We start from the raw sequence: 23,855 nt of genomic DNA, 5'->3' as shown, positions 1-23,855 counted from the left end.
AATCAGCCGAGGACAAGCTTTTCTTATTCAGCTCAGTCGAGGCGAGGCTGTTTTGAGGAAACTGTAGCTTTGGCACGTAGGGATCGTGATAACTTACATTAGCCCCCTTTTCACGGAGGAGCTGGATTAACTTCAAGCAAGGCGACTCTCTTGTATCTTCGACATCTTTCTTATAGGTCACTCCCAAGATAAAAACCTTGGCTCTGTTCAAGCTTTTGCCTACTGCATTTAACGCTTCCATAATGCGGAAAACAACATAATGCGGCATATGCTCATTAATCTCAGCTGCCAACTCGATAAATCTGGTATGAAAATCAAATTCCCTGGCCTTGTTGGACAAGTAATACGGGTCTAAGGGAATACAATGACCACCCACACCGGGGCCAGGATAGAATGGCATATAGCCAAAAGGTTTTGTTGATGCAGCATCGATAACTTCCCAGACATTCACATTCATGTTATGGCAGAGCTGTGCCAGCTCATTGACAAGTGCTATGTTCACACTGCGAAAGACATTCTCAAAAATCTTTGTCATCTCAGCTACTTCTGGAGATGATACGGGAATCACAGTGTCAGCTATCTTAGAATAAAGAACCCTAGCCACATGAGTGGATTCTGGGTTTATGCCGCCAACAATTTTCGGGGTGTTCTTAATACTGTATTTCTTATTGCCAGGGTCTACCCTTTCCGGCGAATAAGCCAGATAAAAATCAACGCCACACTTAAGCTTTGCGGATTCTAAGATAGGTAATACCACCTGTCTGGTAGTACCGGGATAGGTGGTGCTTTCCAAAACAACGAGTTGCTCAGGCTGGAGATATTTAGCCACCTTTTTAGACTCATGGATTACATGAGAGAGATCAGGGTCCTTAGTCTTGGTTAAGGGGGTAGGCACACAAATACAGATAGCATCTACATTCCGCAGGCTGCTCTGGTCCGTGGTTGCTTGCAGACAATTGCTGGCTATTACACTTCCAAGGTATTCTGCAGGAACATCGGCGATATAAGACTGTCCACGATTAACCGCATCTACCCTTTTTTGTTGAATATCTATACCCAATACCTTAAAACCAGCTGTTGAGAAAGCTACCGCCAGCGGTAGGCCAACATAACCAAGCCCAACTATACCTATTTTGGCGGACCTAATGCTGATTTTTTCTTCCAGCTTTATCATAACATCCCCACCTGTCAATCCATTGTATAGCTTTGAAATATAACTCTGCTCTGATTCGTATGATTGCCCTCAATAATAAAGAGCTCGAGCGCGTCGATATCCTCAATGAATCTGATACGCCTGTAGCTCAGCCTTGTTGAAAAAATCATACCAAACAAGACAGGAACCACGCAAGTTTGTCCTCTGCTGTTTGATGTGATAAACTCAAATAGCTTTTGGGAAACTGCTGTGAAGATACTGATTAGCAATGATGATGGCGTATATGCCGATGGGCTATGGGCATTGGTAAAGGAATTGCGAGATATAGCCACGGTAACGGTAGTGGCTCCAGATAGGGACCAGAGTGGTGCCGGCACCTCGGTGACGCTACGCCATCCTCTGAGAATGATTGAGATAAGGACACCGCTTGAGGGAGTAAATGCATACTCAGTAGAGGGCAGTCCTGCAGATAGTGTAATTCTAGCCATCAGGCATATCCTGAAAGACGGGGTGGATTTGGTAGTAGCTGGCATCAATGAGGGGCCGAATCTAGGCGATGATGTTTATATCTCAGGAACAGTGGGGGCTGCTTTGCAAGGCCTTTTTTACGGCGTTCCTGCCCTTGCCTTTTCTATAGCTGCTTTTGGAAGTCTTCATTTTGATGTGGCTGCCAGACTAGCCAAACTATTAGTCGGAGAAATTGTTGATAGAGATATGCCTCGAAGAATACTGCTGAATGTCAACCTACCTAATTTGCCGCGGGAGAAACTCGAAGGAATTGAGATTACCAGGTTAGGCAAGCGTAGGTATGCTGATAGGATTGAACCGGGACATGATGGTAAGAGGCAATACCACTGGATTATGCGTGGCAAGTCTGAGTGGTATCCGACTTCAGGAACTGATATCTGGGCATTGGAGCATAATAGGGTTTCAGTTACTCCTTTGTTTGGAAATCCGGACGGCTCCAGCCGCGAGCTTCTTAAAGGCCTGGCCCCGGAGCTTTTCCGTAAGTTATCGGGCAACGAAGCTTCTTAAACTAGATTTGGAGTATAGAGTTATGTCAGAGGTAGTTATTGTCAGCGGCGTCAGGACAGCTATCGGGGCCTTCGGTGGCTCTTTGAGGGATGTTCCTGTGGTAAACCTTGGGGCGCTGGTGATCAAAGAAACATTGAAACGGGCTGGTCTAAGACCTAGAGCTGGCAAAGAGTTGCTCGACTATGCACCAAAAGCAGCGAAGGATGCTGGGCTGACTGAGCTGGAGAAAGCTCACTATGACTGGGATGATACACTTAAAGAGGTTCAAGTCGATGAAGTAATTATGGGCAATGTGTTGCAGGGAGGGCAGGGACAAAATACTGCCAGACAGGCTGCTATCTATGCTGGTTTGCCTAAGGAGACGAATGCCTTTACTGTAAATAAGATATGTGCTTCAGGGCTTAAAGCAATTACATTAGGTGCGCAGGCAATAATGCTCGGCCAAGCTGAAGCAGTTGTCGCTGGCGGTATGGAAAACATGAGTTATGCCCCTTATGTTCTACCTCGGGCTCGTTGGGGTTATCGCATGGATGTAAATGCCAAAGGCGAGGCTATAGACCTCATGGTTTACGATGGATTGTGGGAGATATTCTATGGCTACCATATGGGGTTGACTGCAGAAAATATTGCCCAGAAGTATAGCATTTCCCGGCAGGAACAGGATGAACTAGGGCTTTTGAGCCATCAGCGAGCCAGAGAAGCTATAACTCAAGGTTTATTCAAGCAAGAGATAGTGCCGGTGGTTATTCCACAAAAAAAGGGCGAAGCTTTTGTCTTTGATACTGACGAGCGACCGATGGACACAAGTCTGGAAAAGATGGCGAAGTTGCCGCCAGTATTTAAGAAAGATGGCACAGTAACTGCGGGCAACGCTTCTGGTATTAATGATGCTGCTGCGGCGGTAGTGCTGATGAGCCGGGAAAGAGCTGATGAGTTGAAGCTGAAGCCGATGGGGATGGTCAAGTCTTATGCCTCTGGAGGTGTCGACCCGGCTTATATGGGATTGGGGCCGATACCAGCGGTGAAAAAGGCGCTGGAGAAGGCTGGAGTTGGTGTTAAGGATTTGGATATTATTGAGCTGAATGAAGCCTTCGCCTCCCAGGCTATTGCTTGCATTAGAGAACTAGTATTAAGTACAGATAATACCAATGTCCGCGGAAGTGGCATTTCCCTGGGACATCCTATTGGCTGTACCGGAGCCAGACTGGTGGTCACAATACTCCATGAGATGAAGAGGCAAAACTTGCATCTTGGTCTGGTAACCATGTGCATTGGTGGAGGGCAGGGCATGGCGATGGTTATAGAGAGATAATGTCCCTGTCTGGAGTTAGCAGAATTGACTCGACTTATTGTGGTCAGGCATGGGCGGACGGAGTGGAACCGGGTAGAAAGATTTAGAGGTAGAGCTGATATCGAGCTTGATGAGATAGGTATTAGACAAGCTGAAGCTGCAGCTGCACGGATTGCAGACTGGCAAGTTTCAGCAGTTTGTTCTAGCCCACTTCGCAGGGCCTTGACCACAGCCAAAGTACTAGCCAGGCCTTTTAATTTGGAGGTGAAGTCACTCCCTGGTATTATCGACATAGATTATGGAGAGTGGCAGGGTTTGTCTCCTGAGGAAGCGGCTGCCAAGCATGGTAATCTTTATTCAATGTGGCTAAACAGCCCACACAAAGTGAAATTTCCCGGAGGCGAGTACCTTGCCGAGGTCAGAGAGAGAGCTGCTTTTGCGGTGGATGGCTTGATAGCACAGCATCCTAAAGAAACGGTTGTTTTGGTGACACACAAAGTGGTCTGCCAGATTCTTATTCTCAGTTTACTAGGTTTAGATAATTCGCATTTCTGGGAGATAACTCAGGATGTCTGCGCCGTTAACCTCTTTGAAGTGAGAGAAGGTGTACCTTCGGCCTTATTTCTAAATGACACCTGCCACCTGAAAGGTGTAAACTAGAGTCTCGCTTGGATTTGAATATGTCAAAGATAAGAGTCGGAATCATAAATGTTACCGGTTATGCCGGTGCAGAGTTGGCTAGGTTGCTCTATAAGCACCCGAGAGTTAAGCTTGGCTCAATTACAGGCAGGAGCACTGCCGGACAGAAGCTAGCCGAGGTTTTCCCACACCTAGCTGAAATTGACATAACGATCACTGCAGAGCTTGATGAAGTTGACCTCGTCTTTTCTGCAATGCCACATAAGGCAAGCGCTGAAGTCATAATACCCTTAGTTGAACGTGGCATTAAAGTTGTCGACATCAGCGCTGATTTCAGGCTCAAAGATGCTAGTCAGTATCCACTGTGGTACGACTTTGCTCATCCAGCACCGGAATTATTGCAGAAAACTGTTTATGGCTTGCCTGAATTACATCGTTCCGAGATCGCTACAGCCAATTTGGTTGCCAATCCCGGTTGCTATCCAACAGGAGCACTGCTGGCTCTAGCACCGGCAGTTAAGGAAGGCCTGATCGAGCCAGATATCATCATTGATAGCAAATCAGGTGTCTCCGGTGCCGGCAGGACTTTAAGTTTATCAACCCATTATACCGAGGCTGTTGATACTGTCCGTGCCTATTCCGTGCATGGGCATCGTCATTTGCCAGAAATTGTCCAGGGGCTTGAAACTCTGAATCTAGGTTCCCCTGTTTCGGTGACATTTTTGCCTCATCTGGTGCCGATGTCTCGGGGCATATTAAGCTCGTGCTATGCCAAGCTGAAAGAGAGCCAATTGGTTAAGAAGGAGAAGGTATTAGAACTATATCGCGATTATTATAAAGGGGAACCTTTTGTCAAGGTGGTTGATAAGCCACCTGAGACGAAACAAACCTGGGGAAGCAATCTTTGCCTCGTTTATCCTACTGTTGATGCTAGGACTGGCAGGATTATAGTCATAAGCTGTTTAGACAACCTGGTAAAAGGGGCGGCTGGACAGGCTATACAGAATATGAATATAATGTCTGGCTTTCCTGAAACTGCCGAGCTTGAAGCCTTACCGATTTACCCCTAACTCCTCTGCCCCCATCGTCTAGGGGACTAGGACGTCAGCCTTTCAAGCTGAAAACAGGGATTCGAATTCCCTTGGGGGCACCAAATCTCTTTTAGCCAAGGCGAGCTACACAGACTTCCCCACCCTCAATGACCACGGTCATCGTCCGGTGGCAATTATGGCAGGTGAGTGGGCCACTGTAATTCATCTGAGATGGCTCCAGCGGTATGCCTTTGCCACAACCCAAACAAATCACACCTTGGGAGCCCGCTGGAGCAGCCTGGTGCTGCTTCTTATGACTGGCTAACTGCTCTATGTTATCGAATTCGATTCCGCAGGTAACGCACTTGAATCGCATGTCTTTCTCCTTTCAGTTTTCTTTTGGCAAGACCTGGACTATTCTAAATCATTGGATGATGATATGTTAAGACTGAACTCGACCTAGACAAGCCGCCCACGGGTCTTGCAACTAAAGGTCGAACATAGACCCGCGCTTTTTCTTTGTCTCTCCTTTTATTTTCTCAAGTGTACTATCTATCTTGTCCAAACGTGAGCTTATATTCTCCAGATATTTGTTACCTTCTTTTAGAAGTTTTACCAGTTCCTCAAATTCCTGCTTGTTCATTTTCTGTCTCCTTGGTTGTTATAACGGGATGCTGGCTGGGAAGTTTATCTTGAGGCTGCGTTTATAAGATTCTGGTAAGTCAAGCCGGCGCCGGTAAGCTTATGGTTAAGGATATTCTGAACAGCTTTTTGATTGGATAGCTGAGTTAGCTGTCGGTAGGTGAGGCTATTATGGACTGCTTTATAATCCAGATAGCCAAAAAAGTACTTGGACCAGAACGGAGAAATGAACCCATACCCCTTGTAGTTAGCCAGCTTGACCAGGATTTCCAGGAATTTGGAATCCAGAGGTTCCCAGAAGCTGTACACATCTCTGCTGAACATCATTGCCTGGGTAGCAATGTTGCCTAAGTCTCCCAGTTCGTTATCGTATACCTTGTAAGTCCAGGCTTCACCGATAATGAGTCTTTTGTTATGGGCACGTGCAATGTCAGCAATGGTGCCGGCTTGCTCAAGGAAGTTAGCCGGATATATGTGGATGTCAATGTAGTCAATGCCGGTATCTCTGGCCAGCGACTTGACATAATCCAGATGGTTCCAAGTGCCGGTACCAGCTCCAATGAGCACGCCAGAGCGATCGAGTCCATTCAAGACGTAGCGCACCGTCTCTGTAAATTCAGGTACTGTTACGTTAAGCCCCGTGGACATGGCCTCGGTGGAAGGCTCGTTGGCTATGGTTAAATAGTCGGGGTGAATCTCCTTGATTATCCTTTCCGTTATTTGGCGTTTGGATTGGCGGTATTTGGGAAAAGTTAGATTTGAAAAAGACACTTGTAAATCGGTGAAAGATGGATCTGGAAGCAGGTTGCCGATGGCAATCAATATCTTCATGTCCCTTTTTTTCAGTTCTAAGACAAGGTTTTTGTAATATTCTAAATATCTGTCGGAGTTAGGGAAGTCAGGTGACAACAACGGATAGCTGATGGCTATTTTTACACCCTGGATGCCTATGGATTGCAAGCCGTCCAAATAAATCAAGGTGCCCTTATAATTCTCTTCGGTAAACAGTCTTTCGCCCATATGTCCATTGGCGGGAAGCAGTTCAGCACCGAAGGTTACTTTTTGTTTCACCCCATTCCAGTGAGAGTTTAAATAACTGTCAAATGTCTCTAGTTTCTGCGATATGTCTTCGTAGAGGGGCTGGTATTCTGTGGGGATGGCATGTTCTGTTTCTGGCTCGGCTACAGGTCCGGCTTGTGTTTCTGTTGGCATTTCTCCAGGCTGAGATGTAGGCATTGCTGGCTTTGCCTGATAACTGCAGCTAATTATTATGGCTACAGTAACAGATAATAGTAGACTGAAGTGTAGTTTACCCAATTATTCGCCTGGTTTTGAGTGAGCCTCAACCTATTTTTTGTATCTGTTGTTTATGTTCCTCGAGTACTTTTTCGTATTGAGCATTGAGTTGGCTGCTGAGCTTGTGCCATTCTGCCTGGAATTGAGCCTGAAGCTGTACCTCGATAGGGACAGCATTTCCGGGTTGCTTTTGTAAAACTTGATTACTTTCTTGTAGTCTTGCTTCGAAACCCTTTTTGAACTGCGAGTAGGTCTGCTGGCAGGCTTGCTCATAATAATTGAGTAGATTAGTTATCCGGTCCAGGATAGTTTCGAGTTGGTTTTTGTTTTCTTTTGCTACCCTTAAGCCAGTCATAGCTCTTTTTGTGATTTCTTTGTCTCGCTCACTTTGGGGGAGGATTATATTATGCAGGAATATCTCCTGGGCACCCTGAGCTATGTATTTCCTTAATCCGGTGCCTTTGTATTTCATCAGTTCGGCATCTAGATTAAAATCAGCTTCTTGAAGATATCTGGAAGCCAGTTTATTTCCGACTGGGACACACTCAAATCGTTTGACCTCGTCTTCAGTGGGTTTGCCCAGCTTTTCTACTTTTTCCATGGCTTTTTCCCGGGCGCTTTTCATCTCACTCATAATACCACCCACATGCCAAGATGGTGTTTAACATAATAGAGTTTGTTAAGCGACCTTTGATAATTCATTTACATAGAGTTCTCGCCATCTGTTTTTATTAGCTTGTCTAAGTTGCTTAAAGTGTGATTGAAAAACGCTGGAAGTCAGAGAATCGGTGGTCATGAGCACTGCATCTTCTCCGTTGTCTGTATAGTAAGCCCGGCGTACGCCAACCTTTTGGAATCTATATTTCTCGTATAGTGCTTGGGCTTGTTTGTTTGAGACACGTACTTCTAGTGTAACCACGTTAGCCTTAAGTTGTGCCGCCATTTCGATGATTTGAATTAGTAGTCGTTCTCCTATACCCTGTCGGCGGTAAGCGTTTCGTATGGCAAGAGTAGTAATATGTGCCTCATCTACCATTATCCAGAAACCAGCAATGCCAACGATGTATTCCTTCTGATGTGGGGAGACTTCTTCCCCAAAGAAGCGGGCATGGTCGAAAAGGTGCTGCAGTTTCTGCCAAAAACCTTTGTCGTCAGTGTCTTGTTTAGTCGCTTCAATTTCGCTTGGTTTAACAACCACTACATAAAGGGCTAACCGGTTGCGGAGTTCCTGTTTGAAGGAATCATACGATGGGTGAGGCCACTGAGCTGGGAAAGCCTCGCGGTCTATCTCAAGCGCCTGTGGAATGTCTCCGTCTTGCATACGTCGGATAATATAACTCATGAGCTCCTTGAATATCTCGATTTTGCCCTCTTTAGACTATTGGTTAAGATTTTAGCATATTTCTTTATATATGATAAAAGCCGATGCTGTCAGAGCGTTTAACAATGTACCCTTTCCAATGTAGTTGTAACCTTATGTGGGTGTCTAGCAACACAACATGTAGCCTTGACCCTAGAATTACCTATCACCACACACATGTAGCCTCACCCTTGGTAAATAATCGCGATACTATATTTTCTTCATAACCTTGGCTATACTATATGTAGGAGGTGGTGATGAAAGGACGCGTTGTTGCAGAAGTGTCAATTATTCCAATAGGTACAGGCGATACAGGGTTGAGCCACCATGTTGTTTCATGTCTCGAGGTACTTAAAGGGAGGAAAGACTTAACTTATCGTCTTACTCCAATGGGGACTGTCATTGAAGGTCCCCTTGATAAACTACTTGAAGCGGTTCGCAAGATGCACGAGGTTCCTTTTACTAGGGGTGCATCGCGAGTAGTTACCCACCTGAAAATAGATGACCGCCGGGACAAACCAACAACTATGGCTAGCAAAGTGGAGTCTGTGCGCAAATTGCGTCCGTCAATTAAGGCTTGAAATGGGTAACCTAAGTGTCCAGTTAACACCAGGGCATCCAAAGGGCCTACTTCTGGCTAATCCTGTGATGACAGCCTCTGGCACCTTTGGCTATGGTGTTGAATATAGCAAACTAATTGACATAAAAAGGCTGGGAGCTATCGTTTGTAAAGGCACAACTTTAAGGGCTAGAGAAGGTAATCCGCAACCACGGCTGGTGGAGACAGCTTCCGGGGTTATTAATTCTGTAGGTTTGGAGAATATTGGGGTCGAGGCTGTGATAAAAGAAAAAGCTCCTGTTTGGGCTAAATGGCGAGTGCCAGTTATTGTTAATATCGCTGGCGAAACTATAGATGCGTATCAAGAAGTCGCTGCTAGGCTAGAGGGCATTCCCGGCGTAAGCGGTATCGAAGTCAACATAAGTTGCCCTAATGTAGCATCTGGTGGGATGGAATTTGGCACTAACCCGAGGTCTGCAGCAGAAGTGACCAAAATGGTTAAATCAGTCAGCAGCTTACCCATTATCGTTAAGTTAAGTCCTAACGTCACTGATATTGGAGAAATTGCCTCGGCAGTATATGAAGCTGGAGCTGATGCTATAACCTTGATTAATACAGTGCGAGGAATGGCTATAGATATAAATAAATGCCAGCCTTCTTTGGGTAATACCGTAGGTGGGCTTTCCGGTCCAGCTATCAAGCCGATCGCTCTCTACATGGTGTATAAGGTTGCTGGGATCGTTGGTATACCTATAATTGGCTGCGGTGGCATTAGTTGCGCTGCTGACGCTTTAGAATTTCTAATGGCCGGGGCTAGTGCTGTACAGGTTGGCACGGTTAACTTGACCAGCCCTCAAGCCGTTCTGGATGTACTGGATGGCATTGAGCAATTTATGAAAAAGAAGGGGATACAGAATCTGAAAGATATCGTTGGAATTGCCAGAAGGTGATAAACTTGCTTAATTATTTTTGCCGGTCAGTTCGCTCCTGATAAACTCGATAATCTTTGGTGTGGGGGTACCTGGGCCAAAAATGGCTTTTATGCCTATCTTCTGCAATGCGGGGATATCCTCGTCTGGTATAATGCCACCGGCAACAAGTAAAACATCAGTCCTTCCCTTCTTCTTAAGCCCTTCCACAATTGGTGGGAAAAGTTCCAAGTGCGCACCGGAAAGAATACTTAAACCGACAACATCAACATCCTCTTGTACTGCTGCCTCAACTATCATTTCTGGTGTTTGCCTGATTCCAGTATAGACTACTTCCATTCCGGCATCTCGGAGTGCTCTGGCAACAACCTTAGCTCCACGGTCATGACCATCAAGGCCTGGTTTTGCAACTAATACTCGAATTTTTGCTTCTTCTGCCATCAGCCCTTCTCCTTATACTTTCTGCGCCAGTTCAATGAGTACCCCTTTGGTTGATTTAGGATGTAGGAAGCCGACTTTACCGGCTAGACCGGGGCGGCCTTCCTTGTCAATCAGTTGAACACCTTTATCAGCTAAGGTACAAAGCTCCTGGTCAACGTTCTCAACTTCGAAGCATATATGATGAATTCCCTCGCCCCGGCTTTCGAGAAATTTGCCTACACCGCTTTGCGGGTCAATCGGCTCGAGAAACTCGATTTCCCCACCTTCAGCCATAGGCAAGAGGGCTGCTTTTACTCCTTGCTGTGGCAAAGTTTCTATCTTGCTGGGTTTAGCCCCAAAGAGGTTATCGTAAAGTTGAAGTGCCTCATCCAGATTTTTGACTACAATAGCAACATGGTGAACTTTTTTAATCATTTTTCTCCTTTAATCCCCTCTAGTAAGAGCTCGGGCTATGGTCATTCTCTGCATTTCTGAGGTCCCCTCATAGATTTCGGTTATTTTAGCATCGCGCAGATAGCGTTCTACTGGATAGTCTTTGCAGTAGCCATAACCACCATGAATTTGAACGGCATTATTAGTAACCATTTTGGAGGTTTCAGCAGCATAGACTTTTGCCATAGCTGCCTCTTTCATAAATGGCATATTATGGTCTTTGAGCCAGGCAGCCCTGTAGGTCAACAGCCGAGCAGCATCAATATGGGTTGCCATATCAGCGAGCATCCACTGAATTGCCTGGAAGTTGGCTATCGCTTGTCCGAATTGCTGGCGTTCTTTGGCATAGGCAAGAGAATCATCAAATGCCGCCTGAGCGATACCTAGCGCTTGGGCAGCTACAGTGACACGGCTGGAATCTATGGCCTCTAAGGCTACCCTTAACCCACGACTTTGTTCACCCAACAGGTTGGCTGCCGGTATCTGACAGTTTTCGAATACCAACTCTGTTGTCGATGAGCCGCGTATACCAAGCTTGTTCTCCTCCTTGCCTACAGAGAAGCCCGGGGTACCTTTTTCAACGATGAAGGCAGTTATGCCCCGATGTCCCAGCGATTTGTCAATGGTGGCAAAAACCGTAGCTATTCCAGCTTCAGCACCATTGGTTATGAATATCTTAGTGCCATTAATAATGTATTTGTCGTCCTGCAATATGGCAGTTGTTTCTAAAGCTCCGGCATCGCTTCCCGCCCCAGATTCGGTCAATGCGAAACAGGCTAATTTTTCTCCTTTGGCTACGGGTGTAACATATTTATGCTTTTGTTCTTCATTTCCAAATTTGTAAATAGGGTAGCAGGCCAATGATAAGCTGGCTAGAAAGACTGTGCCCACGGAAGCCGAAGCCCGACATAATTCTTCTGCAGCAATAGCCATAGATAGATAATCGCCACCGCTGCCTCCATACTCCTCATCAATAGTAATGCCGAACAGGCCCAAACTGGCCGCCTTCTTTATAATTTCGTCCGGGCAGTTCCCCTCTTCATCGATTTTTGCTGCTAATGGCTTGACCTCGTTGGTAGCAAAGTCGCGTACCATAGCTTGGAACATCTTTTGCTCCTCGGTTAACTGAAAATCCATCTGGCGCTCCTCCTGTGTTTAATTTTATGCATTTATACGCTTATCCATCTTCAGAAAGCAAGGTATTCTTTCTGGGTACCAAAAACTTTGCGCAGCACATCACATATCTCACCGATACTGGCATAAGCCTCAACACAATCGATAAATGCTGGCATGGTGTTATCTTGGCTGCGGGCTACCTCTTCCAGGTTTTTAAGCGCCTTGGTAACCTTGTCCTTGTCTCTATTTTTCTTTACTTGGGATAATCTTTCTTTTTGTTTTATTTCCAGCTCAGGGTTTACTCGCAGTAGTTCTGCTATTTTGGGGGACGATGAGACAAATTTGTTGACACCTATCACGGTTGCTTTGTTTTCCTCGATGTTCTTCTGCTGACGATAAGAGCTTTCTTGGATTTCTTTTTGTTGGAAACCTTGCTCTATGGCAGCTACAGCACCACCCAGCTTGTCGATTTTATCAATGTATTCGGTAGCTTGTCTTTCTAAAGCCTCGGTGATGTATTCTATGAAATACGACCCACCAAGTGGGTCAACGACATCACCAATGCCTGTCTCATAAGCTAGGAGTTGCTGAGTGCGCAGGGCAATGGTTACTGCCTCTTGAGATGGTGTAGCATACGCTTCATCGAAGGAATTTGTATGAAGCGATTGTGTTCCACCTAGAGTTGCGGCCAGGGCTTGGACAGCTACTCTGACGATATTGTTGTATGGTTGTTGTGCGGTCAGGGTACAGCCGGCGGTTTGCGCATGGAAGCGCAGCATCATCGAGCGAGGGTCCTTAGCTTTAAACCCCTGGCTCATAATCTTAGCCCAGAGATGACGCGCAGCCCTAAACTTAGCCACCTCTTCAAAAAGATTGTTATGTGCGTTGAAAAAGAAAGAGAGCCGGCCACCAAATTCATCCACATCCAGCCCGGCATCAATGGCTGCCTGAACGTAGGCAATACCGTTAGCCAGGGTAAAGGCGATTTCCTGAGCTGCTGTGGAACCAGCTTCGCGTATATGGTAACCGCTGATACTGATGGTGTTCCACCGTGGGACATGCTGGCTGCAATAAGCAAAGATATCAGTTGTCAGGCGCATTGATGGACGAGGCGGAAAAATGTGCGTGCCCCGGGCAATATATTCCTTTAGGATATCATTCTGAATGGTGCCGTCCAGCTTAGCCGGGTCAACTCCTTGCTTTTTAACTAGGGCAATGTACATAGCCAGAAGGATAGGGGCGGTAGAATTTATGGTCATGGATGTACTGACCTTGTCTAACGGAATATCCTTAAAAAGAATTTCCATGTCCTCCAAAGTATCTATAGCCACTCCAACCTTACCAACTTCACCCCTAGCCAGGGGATGGTCTGAATCATAGCCGATTTGGGTAGGCAACTGAAAGGCAATGCTCAAGCCAGTCTGCCCTTGTTCCAGCAAGTAGCGGTAACGCTTGTTAGATTCCTCAGCAGTGCCAAAGCCGGCATACTGACGCATTGTCCATAGTCTACCGCGATACATGTTGGGTTGTATACCGCGGGTGAACGGGTACTCTCCAGGATAGCCTAAAGCAGCAAGGTAGTCGAAATTTGGTATATCTTCTGGAGCATAAACTGGCGAGATATCAATCCCCGAGCTGGTCTCAAATTTCTCTTGTCGCTCGGGAAAGCGCTTGAGGGTTGGAGCTAATGTGGTTTCTTGCCATTCCTGCTTCTTTTTACTAGTCATGAGTGGTCTCCTATGCTATTTTGCAATTCCAGGCCGAGACATTTTAACACGAGTTACTGGAAATGATAAAGTACTGGCAATAGGTCTTTACTTGATGCGCAGTTTACTCTGTCAGATTACTAGCGGCTAGTTTTTGACCAAGAGCAAAGGCATCTTTAAGCGCTGTTGGATGCAGATGGATGGATTCCCTTTCATCAATTCCAGAGAAGACCAGTTCGCCAGTGTATCTGACATCCAGAGTTGTAAACCAACTTTTGACCGTAGCCATGGCTGGCTGAAACAGATTTTGGAGCCTCGTTCCACCCACTGAGACAAAGTTTCCTTTGCGTTTTTTGCCGGGGTTAAACGCTACTGGAAGTTTAAGTACGTATTTTATTACCCACAGTGCCTGACAACGGTCAATCATGGCTTTGGTTTGGGCAGTAACTCCCATGAAAAAGATGGGCGAGGCTAGAACTACACGGTCAACTTCTCTCAAGTCGGCATGTATCCAATGCATGTCGTCGTCTATCACGCATTTACCGGTTTTAATACAGCCATCGCAGTGGCGGCAGGGCGCGATATTCAACTCACTAAGGATGACCGTTTTCGTTTCGGCTCCCTGACTGGAAGCGCCAGCCATTACCTGTTGAAGCAACTGGTCGGTGTTGCCGTCGCGACGAGGACTGCCGGCAATACCTAAGACCTTTAACTTTGAAGAGGGGCGGGTTTCTGGCGATTTTGACAAACTTGCTCCTTCCTGTTCATTTTCATTATATGATAACACTCCACAGATTTGGAGAATCCTCACCTCTTAGGGTTAGTGTATAATAAATCGATGGCATATATCTAGAGTCTGCCGAAATTTCAAGAAACAAAACCTTGTGCTTTTGCATGCAGCGATGAAATAGGCTAAAATTGAGGTCGCTTTTATGTGTGATAACTCTAAGGAGAACTTAAATGACCAAAAACGAGATATTCAAGCAAGCCAGGAAAGAGAACAGGGCACATTTAACTGAGATTGAGTCCAAAGAGCTTCTGAAAGAGGCTGGAATACCTGTCGTCGAATCGAAACTGGCTCGGACAAAGACAGAAGCGGTTTCCCTGAGTAAGAAGATGGGGTTTCCGGTGGTGCTAAAAATAGTCTCGCCCGATGTCATTCATAAGAGCGATTCTGGTGGTGTTAAACTAGGCCTAGCCAACACAGCCCAGGTAGGCAAAGCTTATAGTGAAATTGTCTCTGCGATTAAGAAACACTACCCAAAAGCGAAAATAGAGGGTGTATCGGTGCAGAAAATGGCTCGTCCCGGAGTGGAAGTTATTATCGGCATGACCAAAGATGCGCAATTCGGGCCGGTATTGATGTTTGGTCTGGGAGGGATACTGGTTGAGGTACTGAAAGATGTTTCCTTCAGGATAGTTCCGCTGGTCAAGAGGGATGCCCATGAGATGATAAAGGAGATAAAAGGTTATCCTCTGCTTGAAGGTTATAGGGGGCAGGAGCCGGCTGACGTCCCATTCCTGGAAGACTTAATGTTGAAGGTTTCTGACTTCGTTGATAAGAACCCGGAAATAAAGGAACTCGATCTTAACCCTATTTTCGCTTATAAGAACAGGGCAGTGGCGGTTGATGCCAGGGTGATTCTAGAACCCGCTTCGTAAAAGTGAATATTCATTAAGTCAAGCTGAAGACCCTGTAGCCTTCTCCCGGATTCATTCTGTACAATGCCGAGGATTTCCCTCACCAGCATAATGGTTTGATTTCATCCACCTCTCCTACTAACATTTTGTAAGTTTAGCCAATGCCAGCTAAAATTTTCAGTGAAAATCAGCAAACGGTATTTACATATAGTCGAAGAGCAGAACAATGGAGGGAATTATAAAGAAAGTCTATTTGCTACTGGTGCTGGCTCTATTAATTTTAACCACATGTGCGTCAGGCTGCTTAAGCTCAACAAGAGATAGAGACGTCCTGTTCCAAACTTCAATGTTCAGCGCACTTTCAGAAGGTGACTACGATGGAGACTTAATATACAAGGAACTGAAGAAACATGGTGATTTTGGGATAGGCACTTTTGACGACCTTGATGGAGAGATGATTGCCCTGGGGAGCGAATTCTATCAAATTAAAGCAGATGGCAAAGCTTATCCTGTAGAGGATTCGATGGAGACGCCATTTGCGATTGTAACGTTCTTTGAGCCAGATAAAGCTGTTTCTTTGGATAATGTATCAGGCCATGAGCAATTAAAGCAGTATCTTGATGGCATGTTGCCAACCAGAAATATCTTTTACGCAATCAAAATAGAGGGGGATTTCGAATATATCAAGGCAAGAAGTGTTGCTGCGCAAAGCAAACCGTATCCCCCCCTTGATGAAGCCTTGAAGGGACAGACGATGTTTGAATTTCATGATGTGACTGGTACTCTAGTAGGATTCTGGTGTCCGACCTATGTGGACGAAATAAACGTGCCCGGTTATCACTTCCACTTTATAACTGCCGACAGGAAAAATGGTGGTCATCTTCTTGAATGCAAAATAAAAAGCGCCCAAGCTGAAATTGATTATACCTCAGAGTTCTACATGGCATTGCCCTGAGGGTCAGTAGCTTTGTTGAGTAAGCCCGTTTGATAAGCCACCGTGGAAGTGAAACGTATCCTCACCTAGCTTGACCAAACTTGTAGCCTTTGTTAGTATTTGTTTTGAGGGGATATAGCTCAATTGGGAGAGCGCCGCGTTCGCATCGCGGAGGTCGGGGGTTCGAATCCCCCTATCTCCACCATCCACTTGAGAGCATTCTAGTAAGGCATTTAGCAACCGGAGTAGTATTGACAACGTGTATCTCCATATTATAGAATTTGCCATTATTGCTGCGGGTTTTTATTCCGCAAGAGTCAAAGCTACAGGAATAAGACCGGTGCCTGCTAATAAATACATTTACCGCCAGTGACTCCGGGGTAAGTTACTGTACAAGGCAGTAACTCTGGAGTCACAGTCCTGAATATCCTCACTATTAAACATCTGCCGCTCAATTTCTCTAAGGTTTCGTGCATCTTTCTTTCTAAGAAGGTACGAGCACTTAAGTTGCATTCAAGAGTATAATTTTGGCTTATAGCCTTATATGAAGAGGTCGAGAACTAAAAAAGGAGGTTGAAAATCAATGAAAAAAGAGATACTGTTTATCTTGTTAGCTCTTACGATGGTAGGAGCACTGGTGCTAGGTGCTTGTGCAAAACCAGCGCCGGCTGAGACTATCAAGCTGACGTATAGCAATTTCTTCCCGCCCACAAATTTGAACTCCATACTGGCTGAACAGTTTTGCGCCGAGATAAAGGCGCGCACCAACGGTGGGATAGAAATTACTTATTACCCTACTGGCACATTAACTCCAGCAGCAGGGATATATGATGGTGTGGTCAACGGCATTTCCGATATAGGCATGTCTTGCTTTACCTACACTATGGGGAGGTTCCCGGCCAGCGAGTTGGTCGATTTGCCTCACGCTTACCCCAATGGCTGGGTTGCTACTAAGGTTGCCAACGATTTTTATCAAGAATTCAAACCAGCGGAATTGAACGACGTACATGTGCTTTATTTGCACGCACATGGTCCTGGTGTGGTTTTCACTACCAAGAAGCCGGTGAGGACATTAGAAGACCTGCAGGGATTGCAAATAAGGGGTACAGGTGTGGGTGTCAAAATAATGGATACACTGGGGGCTAAAGGTGTAGGTAAGCCGCAGGGAGAGGCTTACGAGCTCCTGTCCAAGGGTACAGTAGATGGCAGCTTTGCTCCTCTCGAGGTATTGAAGGGATGGAAACAGGCTGAAGTGGTGAACTATGTGACCAATTGTTACGCTGTGGGCAACACCACAGACATGTTTGTGGTCATAAATAAGGCTAAATGGGATAGCTTACCAGCCAATATCCAGAAGGTCTTCACCGAAGTAAGCAAAGAGTGGATAGAGAAACATGCTAAGGCGTGGACTTACTCTGACAAATCGGGAGTCGATTTCCTCCTGACGTTCGAGGGCAGGGAGTTGATACAGTTGCCCCCGGATGAGATGGCAAAATGGGTGGAAGCTGCCAATCCGTTGATTGAACAATATATTACAGAGAAGACAGCCAAAGGACTGCCGGCTGCTGATTACGAAAAATACATAGCCGAGCGAGTGAAATACTGGAGTGCTAAGTCACCTTCTGAAGCAGCCTGTGTGGAATGGGCTGAAAAGGAACTGGTGCCTAAGTAGTCTGGAAAGTTTGGCAAAGCAAATTTAGCTTTCGGGGGCATCTGAAAGTGGGGATGGTAACTTTCCGGTGTCCCCGAAAATAGTTTACTTTGATACCAGGGGAAAATGAAGAGATTCGAGCGCATTGTAAATTCTTTGAGCAAGTGGCTTAACTGGGTTGCCGGGGTTGCCCTGGTGCTCATGCTACTAGTGATAGTGGCTGACATAATCGGCGCCAAGCTGTTCAAGTCGCCCCTGCCCGGCAGTGTTGATACAGTCGGCTTGCTGGGTGTAGTGGTAATCGCCTTTGCTGTAGCTCAAACTCAAGTTGTGCATGGGCACATTGAAGTCGAGTTTTTTGTGATGCGCATCCCTGAAAAAGCCAGAAATATTATCGCTGGGATTATCTATTCTTTAGGAATGCTGTTATTTGTACTACTCGGTTGGCAAAGCTATGACTTTGGGCACACGTTGCAGGCCAGCGGGGAGGTTTCCATGACTCTGGGTATCCCCACTTACCCCTTTGTTTATGGTATCGCCTTTTCCTGTATCGTTGTCTTTCTGGTGTTGCTGCTGCAATATCTTAAGGAAGTATTAAAGATAGGAAAATGAGTCCAGCTACTATCGGTATCATAGGAATTATCCTTTTAATTATATTTTTCGTTCTCCGTATGCCAGTTGGCTTCGCCATGGCCCTTATCGGAGTTGTCGGTTTCAGCTATCTGGTTTCCCCCGGGGCTGGGTTCGATATTTTTGCCAGGGACATTTTTTACACCTTCTCTTCTTATTCGCTCACAGTTATCCCCATGTTTGTCTTTATGGGTTGCATCGCTTCTGGCGCCGGCATGAGTAAGAGACTCTATGATGCTGGCTATTTGATATTAGGCAGGCTGCGCGGTGGCTTGGCAATGGCTACCATAGCAGGTTGCGCTGGCTTCGCTGCCATTTGCGGCTCAACCAATGCCTGCGCTGCTGCCATGGGAAAGGTATCGCTGCCAGAAATGAAGAGGTACCATTATGATGATTCGTTGGCAACAGGGACTGTGTCTGCTGCCGGCAGCCTAGGCATACTTATTCCTCCCAGCACCATCTTTATTGTTTACGGCATAATGACCGAGCAATCCATAGGTAAGCTTTTTATAGCTGGTGTTTTCCCGGGGCTCATTCTTGCCGGGCTATTCATGACTACTGTGTACCTTATTTGCTGGCTTAATCCCTCGCTTGCCCCGGCGGGTACAACGACAAGTTGGAGGGAGAAACTGGATGGAGTCACAGGTATTGGCGAGATGTTGGTTTTATTTCTCCTAGTCATCAGCGGATTGTTCCTCGGCTGGTTTAGCCCAACACAAGCTGGTGGTGCCGGTGCCGCTGGCGCCTTGCTCATAAGCCTTATTAGACGGCAACTCACCTGGGAGAACTTTCTCGGTGCAGTCAAGGATACTTTGCGCATAACCTGCATGATAATGGTTATCGTTGCTGGGGCTACGGTTTTCGGACATTTTATGGCGGTATCGAAGATTCCTCTTTTTCTGGCTGATTGGGTGAGTGCTCTGCCTTGGCCTCCGGCAGCTGTGCTGGCAGTGATAGTCCTCATTTATCTGCTCGGTGGCTGTTTCATGGACTCACTGGCAATGATAATGCTCACCGTGCCTATCTTTTATCCGGCTGTTATTGCACTTGGTTTTGACCCGATATGGTTCGGTGTGATAATTGTTCTGGTGGTAGAGATGGGTGTTATCACACCGCCAGTGGGTATAAATGTGTATGTAGTCAAGGGAATTGCTAAAGGAGTTCCTCTGGAGACTATTTTCAAAGGGGTATGGCCTTTCCTTTTGGCGGAACTTGTTATGGTTGGCATATTGATGCTTTTCCCTCAGATTGCCACTTTCCTGCCTAGTTTAACTACATATTAAAGATGAGCCAACAGATGACCACTATATCAGATATGTTAGCCCAAAATGCCAGACTGTATCCTTATGATATAGCTCTTATTGAATTGAAACCAAGCCAGAAGATAAGAAGGGAGATAACTTGGAAACAGTTTGATGAAAGGGCCAACAGGATTGCCAATGCACTGAAGGACAAAGGTATTGGCAAGGATCACAAGGTAATACACTGGATGATGAACTCAATTAAATGGCTTGAAACCTATTTTGGCATTATAAGAACCGGGGCATGGGCAATCCCACTCAATTTCAGGTTCACCAGCAGAGACCTTAAATATTGTGCGGATATAGCCGAAGCTAAAGCCATGATTTTAGGAGAAGAGTTTATAGATAGGGTAGAAGCCGTCCGTTTACAGTTACCCACGATTCAACATTATATTATTGCCGGTCACAACCCATCAGAAAATATGGACAGCTTGGAGGATTTAATTAGAAGCTCGTCACCTAAGCCGACGGGAATTGAGTTAGTCGACGATGACGAGTGTGGTCTCTATTTCACTTCAGGCACAACCGGAGACCCCAAGCCCATACTCTTAACTCATAAGAATATGGTCTGCGCTGCTATCGTTGAGGAGGTTCATCATTACCAAACGCGCAAGGATAACTTCGTCCTCCTGCCGCCTTTATATCATACCGGCGCCAAAATGCACTGGTTTGGTAGCCTGCTGGTAGGCGGGAAAGCTACCATACTAACGGAAATCAACCCCCGGAATATATTTGAAGCCGTTGAAAGAGAGAGGGGGACAATAGTATGGCTGCTGGTACCATGGGTTCATGACATCCTGGTAGCAATGGACAAGGGGGAATTGCGGAAGGAAGATTACGATCTGAGCTGCTGCCGACTAATGCATATAGGTGCTCAGCCCGTGCCTCCAAGCCTGGTCCAGCGCTGGAAGAAATATTTCCCCAGCATGCAATATGACACTAATTATGGTCTAGGTGAGGCCTCAGGCCCGGGATGCATCCATCTAGGCATAGAAAACGAGAGAAAGGTTGGAGCTATCGGGAAAGCCGGTTTTAACTGGGAGGTTCGCATAGTCAACGATAGTGGCGAAGATGTAGCCCGGGGTGAGGTAGGTGAGTTGATTGTCAAAGGCTGTGGTGTTATGAAGGAATATTACAAAAACCCAGAAAAAACAGCAGAAACGATAAGAAACGGCTGGCTATATACAGGTGACATGGCTCGAATGGACAATGAAGGCTTTACTTACCTCGTTGATAGAAAGAAAGACACAATCATCACTGGTGGTGAGAATATCTATCCTGCTGAAGTAGAAGAGATTCTCCATCGACATCCCCAAATCTATGATGTGGCCGTTATCGGGATTCCAGATGAGAGGTTGGGCGAAATAGCTTTAGCCATAATTGCCCCCAAGCCAGGCGAAACCTTGACCGAAGCCGAGGTAATTGTATTCTGTGAGCAGAATTTAGCCAAATACAATAGACCCAGGCGTATTATATTCGACAAAGTACCGCGTAACCCCACCGGTAAGATAGAAAAACCGAAACTCAGACAGAAGTTTGGTAGCCAGTAAGTTCAAGCCACTTCTGCCCAACATCAGGTGCTCTTTTTAGCAGCCACAATTTGTGTACAGACTATAGTGCCACCTGCTATCAAAATAATGACTCGCATATTGGCTTTGGTGCTTGTCCTCAAAAGTGGTAGAATCAGAAGGTTTGTGCGTCTTTTTGGCAATTGTATTAGCCCGAATTGGGAAGTTTTGAAATGAAAGGGGTTTTTTACGGTTGGTGGATAGTAGCTGCCAGTTTTTTTATTGCCCTTTATGTCGCTGGCATTATATTCTTCGGCTTCACCGCCTTTTTTGAACCCATCGTGCAGGAGTTTGGCTGGAGTTACACCGAGGTCTCAATCGGAGCCTCCCTTCGCGGTTTGGAGATGGGAATCCTTGCCCCAATGATAGGCTTCCTGGTTGACCGCTTCGGCTCGAGAAAGCTGGTTTTATTTGACGTCATCACGGTCGGCCTTGGTCTCATACTTATCAGCCAGACCCGGTCTCTTATCACACTATACTCGGGATTTCTACTTCTTTCTTTGGGGGCAGGTGGCTGTACCAGCGTGGTCTTGTACACAGCAGTCGCTAACTGGTTCAAAAGGCATATCAGCAGAGCGCTTGGTGTTGCAGCCTGTGGCTTTGGGGCTGGTGGAGTCATGGTTCCGCTTATCCCTTGGCTCATTAATATTTATGACTGGCGGACTACTCTGATTATCCTCGCATTTGGAATGTGGATTTTTGGGATACCTTTAGCCTTAGTTATTCGCGATAAGCCAGAGCAATATGGTTATCTCCCTGATGGTGGTGTAATGCCCGTAGTGGCTCCGGATTACCCAATAGAGTCAGAAGCTGTAGAAGCTAGCTTCTCGAATATAATTAAAGGCCGAACCCTGTGGCTCATCAGCCTTGCAGAGGCAATACGGTGGATAATACTTACAGCAGTTGTCATTCATATCATGCCATATCTAAGCAGCATTGGCATTCCAAGGGCAAATGCTGCTCTTGTGGCAGCGGCTGTTCCCCTGATTAGCCTGACTGGAAGATTTGGATTTGGCTGGCTCGGCGATATGTTCGACAAGAGGTATCTCATGGCTATAACATACTTTCTTACAGGCATGGGAATGATAGCTTTATCGTTTGCATCTACCGGGGCGGTCATATTCATTTTTGTCATATTCTTCTCAGTGGCGCTTGGTGGCGGCGTAACGCTCAGAGGGGCTATGCTCAGTGATTATTTTGGTAGAAGCTCTTTTGGTAAGGCTCTCGGCATAATTATGGGCACTTCAGCAGTCGGTGGTATCATAGGACCTACACTCGCTGGATTCACGTTTGATAACACGGGAAGCTACCGATTAATATGGCTGGTCTATTGTGGACTGACAATCATTTCGATAGCTGTAATACTTTTGCTTAGACCAGCAGCAACTACCAGGGTTGAACCAGGAGACGATGCAAGCCAGCGCAGATGAAATTATTCTGCTATGTCTTCCGCTAAACTTGACAGTCAAAAATATTTTCGCTAAAGTATTTAATTTGTGATTGGACTTTAGGCAATCGAATGACTGTCCTTAGACGGGCTTTTATTTTAAGGGAGGTTGTAATAACATGAGCAGATTCAAAGTGACTTATTATTTAGCTTGCGTTGCCTTGCTATTCGCTGTATTTGGTGGATTGTCGATTCAATCAACCGCTCAGGCAATGCCAGATACAGGCAGCCAACCGGCTTCGATATCACCAAACCAGAAATCACCTGGGGCCGAGAAAATAACGCTCACTTGCCAATATCCTGTAGTGAGCAGTTACGCTGGCACCTATTTCGCATATAAAATTGATTTGCAGTACACGGGAGGTACAGCGCCACGTATTTTTGACCTTCAGGCTAAGGGTCCTGACGGTTTCACTTATTCGATTACGCCAAGCTATGGAGAGACTACAGAAATTGCCGCTATTCGCCTCGACCCTCAGAAAACATACCCTGATACGATTACAGTGATGGCCAGACCATATGCCTGGCGAGTGCCACAGCCCGGAGAGTACCCCATAACTGTGGGAGCCAGCTCAGGAGAACTTAAAGCCAGCATTGAGCTTAAAGCTATAGTAACTGCCCAATATGACCTTGCGGTGGAGCCTTCTAGTGGACTGCTGAATACTAAAGCCACCACTGGTAAGGATAACTATTTCCCCATCTCTATAATAAACACCGGGTCGGCAGACCTTGCAAAAATCAATTTTAGTTCGAAAATAATTGGCGGACCTTCCGGTTGGAGTATCACTTTTAACCCCGAAAAGATAGATTTACTCCCAAAAGGCGATAAACGCGAGATTCAAGTTAATATAAAGCCAGCAGAAAAGACTATAGCAGGCGATTACATGGTTACCATATCGGCTGAGCCGGAAGCCAAGAATGCATTTGGCGCCTTTGATCTTAGGGTAACCGTGCTAACGCCTACAATCTGGGGTTGGGTAGGTGTCGGCATCGTAGTTCTGGTTATTGCCGGACTAGCATTCATGTTTATGCGCTTGGGTAGACGTTAAAGAC

Annotated in this window: 24 protein-coding genes and 2 tRNA genes; 16 read left to right on the top strand and 10 right to left on the bottom strand. The window is 46.1% G+C overall.

Annotated features, from left to right (window positions below):
• On the bottom strand, positions 1–1,174 hold a 1,174-nt coding region (locus tag FJ023_07905; GenBank protein ID MBM4447253.1), incomplete at its 3' end, for a nucleotide sugar dehydrogenase.
• A gap of 144 nt (positions 1,175–1,318) precedes the next feature.
• Between FJ023_07905 and surE the strand changes: the two genes are divergently transcribed.
• The 5 genes from surE (at position 1,319) to FJ023_07880 (ending at position 5,271) form a co-directional block, all read left to right on the top strand.
• A complete protein-coding gene (surE, locus tag FJ023_07900; protein MBM4447252.1) occupies positions 1,319–2,188 on the top strand; it encodes a 5'/3'-nucleotidase SurE in 870 nt (289 codons plus the stop codon).
• A 22-nt stretch (positions 2,189–2,210) separates the two neighbouring features.
• Complete coding sequence (locus FJ023_07895) at positions 2,211–3,500, top strand: acetyl-CoA C-acetyltransferase (GenBank protein ID MBM4447251.1); 1,290 nt, start codon at positions 2,211–2,213, stop codon at positions 3,498–3,500.
• A gap of 9 nt (positions 3,501–3,509) precedes the next feature.
• Positions 3,510–4,139: a histidine phosphatase family protein gene (locus FJ023_07890; GenBank protein ID MBM4447250.1), complete on the top strand. Its 630-nt coding sequence runs from the start codon at positions 3,510–3,512 to the stop codon at positions 4,137–4,139.
• 20 nt (positions 4,140–4,159) lie between these two features.
• Positions 4,160–5,188: an N-acetyl-gamma-glutamyl-phosphate reductase gene (locus FJ023_07885; protein ID MBM4447249.1), complete on the top strand. Its 1,029-nt coding sequence runs from the start codon at positions 4,160–4,162 to the stop codon at positions 5,186–5,188.
• A gap of 7 nt (positions 5,189–5,195) precedes the next feature.
• Positions 5,196–5,271 (top strand) — tRNA-Glu (locus tag FJ023_07880).
• Between the two features lie 8 nt (positions 5,272–5,279).
• Here FJ023_07880 and FJ023_07875 read toward each other — a convergent pair.
• The 4 genes from FJ023_07875 to rimI all read right to left on the bottom strand — a co-directional run bounded on the left by FJ023_07875 (position 5,280) and on the right by rimI (position 8,429).
• On the bottom strand, positions 5,280–5,525 hold the full coding sequence (locus FJ023_07875) for a hypothetical protein (GenBank protein MBM4447248.1): 246 nt from the start codon (positions 5,523–5,525) through the stop codon (positions 5,280–5,282).
• Between the two features lie 311 nt (positions 5,526–5,836).
• Complete coding sequence (locus FJ023_07870; GenBank protein MBM4447247.1) at positions 5,837–7,003, bottom strand: hypothetical protein; 1,167 nt, start codon at positions 7,001–7,003, stop codon at positions 5,837–5,839.
• Positions 7,004–7,133: 130 nt separating this feature from the next.
• The gene (locus FJ023_07865; GenBank protein MBM4447246.1) at positions 7,134–7,721 is read right to left on the bottom strand and encodes a hypothetical protein; all 588 of its coding nucleotides are present in this window, start codon (positions 7,719–7,721) and stop codon (positions 7,134–7,136) included.
• 45 nt (positions 7,722–7,766) lie between these two features.
• A complete protein-coding gene (rimI, locus tag FJ023_07860) occupies positions 7,767–8,429 on the bottom strand; it encodes a ribosomal-protein-alanine N-acetyltransferase (GenBank protein MBM4447245.1) in 663 nt (220 codons plus the stop codon).
• A gap of 275 nt (positions 8,430–8,704) precedes the next feature.
• Between rimI and FJ023_07855 the strand changes: the two genes are divergently transcribed.
• Positions 8,705–9,028, top strand: a complete 324-nt coding sequence (locus FJ023_07855; GenBank protein ID MBM4447244.1) for an MTH1187 family thiamine-binding protein — start codon at positions 8,705–8,707, stop codon at positions 9,026–9,028.
• A 1-nt stretch (position 9,029) separates the two neighbouring features.
• Complete coding sequence (locus FJ023_07850) at positions 9,030–9,956, top strand: dihydroorotate dehydrogenase (GenBank protein MBM4447243.1); 927 nt, start codon at positions 9,030–9,032, stop codon at positions 9,954–9,956.
• A 9-nt stretch (positions 9,957–9,965) separates the two neighbouring features.
• Here the strand turns inward: FJ023_07850 and FJ023_07845 are convergent, their stop codons facing one another.
• From FJ023_07845 to FJ023_07825, 5 genes are all read right to left on the bottom strand, one after another.
• Positions 9,966–10,376 carry a cobalamin B12-binding domain-containing protein gene (locus FJ023_07845; GenBank protein ID MBM4447242.1) on the bottom strand — a complete coding sequence of 137 codons (411 nt, stop codon included), beginning with the start codon at positions 10,374–10,376 and terminating at the stop codon, positions 9,966–9,968.
• A gap of 12 nt (positions 10,377–10,388) precedes the next feature.
• Entirely contained in the window at positions 10,389–10,790 is a 402-nt protein-coding gene (mce, locus tag FJ023_07840; protein ID MBM4447241.1) for a methylmalonyl-CoA epimerase, read from the bottom strand.
• A gap of 9 nt (positions 10,791–10,799) precedes the next feature.
• Positions 10,800–11,945, bottom strand: a complete 1,146-nt coding sequence (locus FJ023_07835) for an acyl-CoA dehydrogenase (protein ID MBM4447240.1) — start codon at positions 11,943–11,945, stop codon at positions 10,800–10,802.
• Positions 11,946–11,995: 50 nt separating this feature from the next.
• The gene (locus FJ023_07830) at positions 11,996–13,651 is read right to left on the bottom strand and encodes a methylmalonyl-CoA mutase (GenBank protein ID MBM4447239.1); all 1,656 of its coding nucleotides are present in this window, start codon (positions 13,649–13,651) and stop codon (positions 11,996–11,998) included.
• 103 nt (positions 13,652–13,754) lie between these two features.
• Positions 13,755–14,378 carry a flavodoxin family protein gene (locus tag FJ023_07825; protein ID MBM4447238.1) on the bottom strand — a complete coding sequence of 208 codons (624 nt, stop codon included), beginning with the start codon at positions 14,376–14,378 and terminating at the stop codon, positions 13,755–13,757.
• A 212-nt stretch (positions 14,379–14,590) separates the two neighbouring features.
• Here FJ023_07825 and FJ023_07820 point away from each other — a divergent pair, with 212 nt between their 5' ends.
• From FJ023_07820 to FJ023_07780, 9 genes are all read left to right on the top strand, one after another.
• Entirely contained in the window at positions 14,591–15,292 is a 702-nt protein-coding gene (locus tag FJ023_07820) for an acetyl-CoA synthetase (protein ID MBM4447237.1), read from the top strand.
• Between the two features lie 205 nt (positions 15,293–15,497).
• Entirely contained in the window at positions 15,498–16,226 is a 729-nt protein-coding gene (budA, locus tag FJ023_07815; protein MBM4447236.1) for an acetolactate decarboxylase, read from the top strand.
• Positions 16,227–16,334: 108 nt separating this feature from the next.
• A tRNA-Ala gene (locus FJ023_07810) sits at positions 16,335–16,410 on the top strand.
• A gap of 378 nt (positions 16,411–16,788) precedes the next feature.
• Positions 16,789–17,877, top strand: coding sequence for a TRAP transporter substrate-binding protein (locus FJ023_07805; GenBank protein ID MBM4447235.1), 1,089 nt, complete (start codon positions 16,789–16,791; stop codon positions 17,875–17,877).
• A 105-nt stretch (positions 17,878–17,982) separates the two neighbouring features.
• A complete protein-coding gene (locus tag FJ023_07800) occupies positions 17,983–18,468 on the top strand; it encodes a TRAP transporter small permease (GenBank protein MBM4447234.1) in 486 nt (161 codons plus the stop codon).
• Complete coding sequence (locus FJ023_07795) at positions 18,465–19,769, top strand: TRAP transporter large permease (GenBank protein MBM4447233.1); 1,305 nt, start codon at positions 18,465–18,467, stop codon at positions 19,767–19,769. The genes FJ023_07800 and FJ023_07795 overlap by 4 nt, the downstream gene beginning before the upstream one ends.
• Before the next feature lie 14 nt (positions 19,770–19,783).
• Complete coding sequence (locus FJ023_07790) at positions 19,784–21,337, top strand: AMP-binding protein (GenBank protein MBM4447232.1); 1,554 nt, start codon at positions 19,784–19,786, stop codon at positions 21,335–21,337.
• A 191-nt stretch (positions 21,338–21,528) separates the two neighbouring features.
• Positions 21,529–22,785: an MFS transporter gene (locus FJ023_07785; protein ID MBM4447231.1), complete on the top strand. Its 1,257-nt coding sequence runs from the start codon at positions 21,529–21,531 to the stop codon at positions 22,783–22,785.
• A 136-nt stretch (positions 22,786–22,921) separates the two neighbouring features.
• Positions 22,922–23,851, top strand: coding sequence for a hypothetical protein (locus tag FJ023_07780; protein MBM4447230.1), 930 nt, complete (start codon positions 22,922–22,924; stop codon positions 23,849–23,851).
• Positions 23,852–23,855: the final 4 nt, after the last annotated feature.

The sequence above is a fragment of the Chloroflexota bacterium genome, assembly GCA_016875875.1.
In the GTDB taxonomy this organism is placed as follows: domain Bacteria; phylum Chloroflexota; class Dehalococcoidia; order GIF9; family UBA5629; genus 9FT-COMBO-48-23.
The sequence above is the reverse complement of the archived record's forward strand: the minus strand, read 5'-3'. Positions and strand labels throughout refer to the sequence as shown.

Excerpts from the sequence above, each read along its gene's own strand:
- FJ023_07895 (MBM4447251.1), top strand. The coding sequence starts at position 2,211 with ATGTCAGAGGTAGTTATTGTCAGCGGCGTCAGGACAGCTATCGGGGCC.
- FJ023_07885 (MBM4447249.1), top strand. The coding sequence starts at position 4,160 with ATGTCAAAGATAAGAGTCGGAATCATAAATGTTACCGGTTATGCCGGT.
- FJ023_07875 (MBM4447248.1), bottom strand. The coding sequence starts at position 5,525 with ATGCGATTCAAGTGCGTTACCTGCGGAATCGAATTCGATAACATAGAG.
- FJ023_07870 (MBM4447247.1), bottom strand. The coding sequence starts at position 7,003 with ATGCCAACAGAAACACAAGCCGGACCTGTAGCCGAGCCAGAAACAGAA.
- FJ023_07865 (MBM4447246.1), bottom strand. The coding sequence starts at position 7,721 with ATGAGTGAGATGAAAAGCGCCCGGGAAAAAGCCATGGAAAAAGTAGAA.
- rimI (MBM4447245.1), bottom strand. The coding sequence starts at position 8,429 with ATGAGTTATATTATCCGACGTATGCAAGACGGAGACATTCCACAGGCG.
- FJ023_07855 (MBM4447244.1), top strand. The coding sequence starts at position 8,705 with ATGAAAGGACGCGTTGTTGCAGAAGTGTCAATTATTCCAATAGGTACA.
- FJ023_07850 (MBM4447243.1), top strand. The coding sequence starts at position 9,030 with ATGGGTAACCTAAGTGTCCAGTTAACACCAGGGCATCCAAAGGGCCTA.
- FJ023_07845 (MBM4447242.1), bottom strand. The coding sequence starts at position 10,376 with ATGGCAGAAGAAGCAAAAATTCGAGTATTAGTTGCAAAACCAGGCCTT.
- mce (MBM4447241.1), bottom strand. The coding sequence starts at position 10,790 with ATGATTAAAAAAGTTCACCATGTTGCTATTGTAGTCAAAAATCTGGAT.
- FJ023_07835 (MBM4447240.1), bottom strand. The coding sequence starts at position 11,945 with ATGGATTTTCAGTTAACCGAGGAGCAAAAGATGTTCCAAGCTATGGTA.
- FJ023_07830 (MBM4447239.1), bottom strand. The coding sequence starts at position 13,651 with ATGACTAGTAAAAAGAAGCAGGAATGGCAAGAAACCACATTAGCTCCA.
- FJ023_07820 (MBM4447237.1), top strand. The coding sequence starts at position 14,591 with ATGACCAAAAACGAGATATTCAAGCAAGCCAGGAAAGAGAACAGGGCA.
- budA (MBM4447236.1), top strand. The coding sequence starts at position 15,498 with ATGGAGGGAATTATAAAGAAAGTCTATTTGCTACTGGTGCTGGCTCTA.
- FJ023_07805 (MBM4447235.1), top strand. The coding sequence starts at position 16,789 with ATGAAAAAAGAGATACTGTTTATCTTGTTAGCTCTTACGATGGTAGGA.
- FJ023_07800 (MBM4447234.1), top strand. The coding sequence starts at position 17,983 with ATGAAGAGATTCGAGCGCATTGTAAATTCTTTGAGCAAGTGGCTTAAC.
- FJ023_07795 (MBM4447233.1), top strand. The coding sequence starts at position 18,465 with ATGAGTCCAGCTACTATCGGTATCATAGGAATTATCCTTTTAATTATA.
- FJ023_07790 (MBM4447232.1), top strand. The coding sequence starts at position 19,784 with ATGACCACTATATCAGATATGTTAGCCCAAAATGCCAGACTGTATCCT.
- FJ023_07785 (MBM4447231.1), top strand. The coding sequence starts at position 21,529 with ATGAAAGGGGTTTTTTACGGTTGGTGGATAGTAGCTGCCAGTTTTTTT.
- FJ023_07780 (MBM4447230.1), top strand. The coding sequence starts at position 22,922 with ATGAGCAGATTCAAAGTGACTTATTATTTAGCTTGCGTTGCCTTGCTA.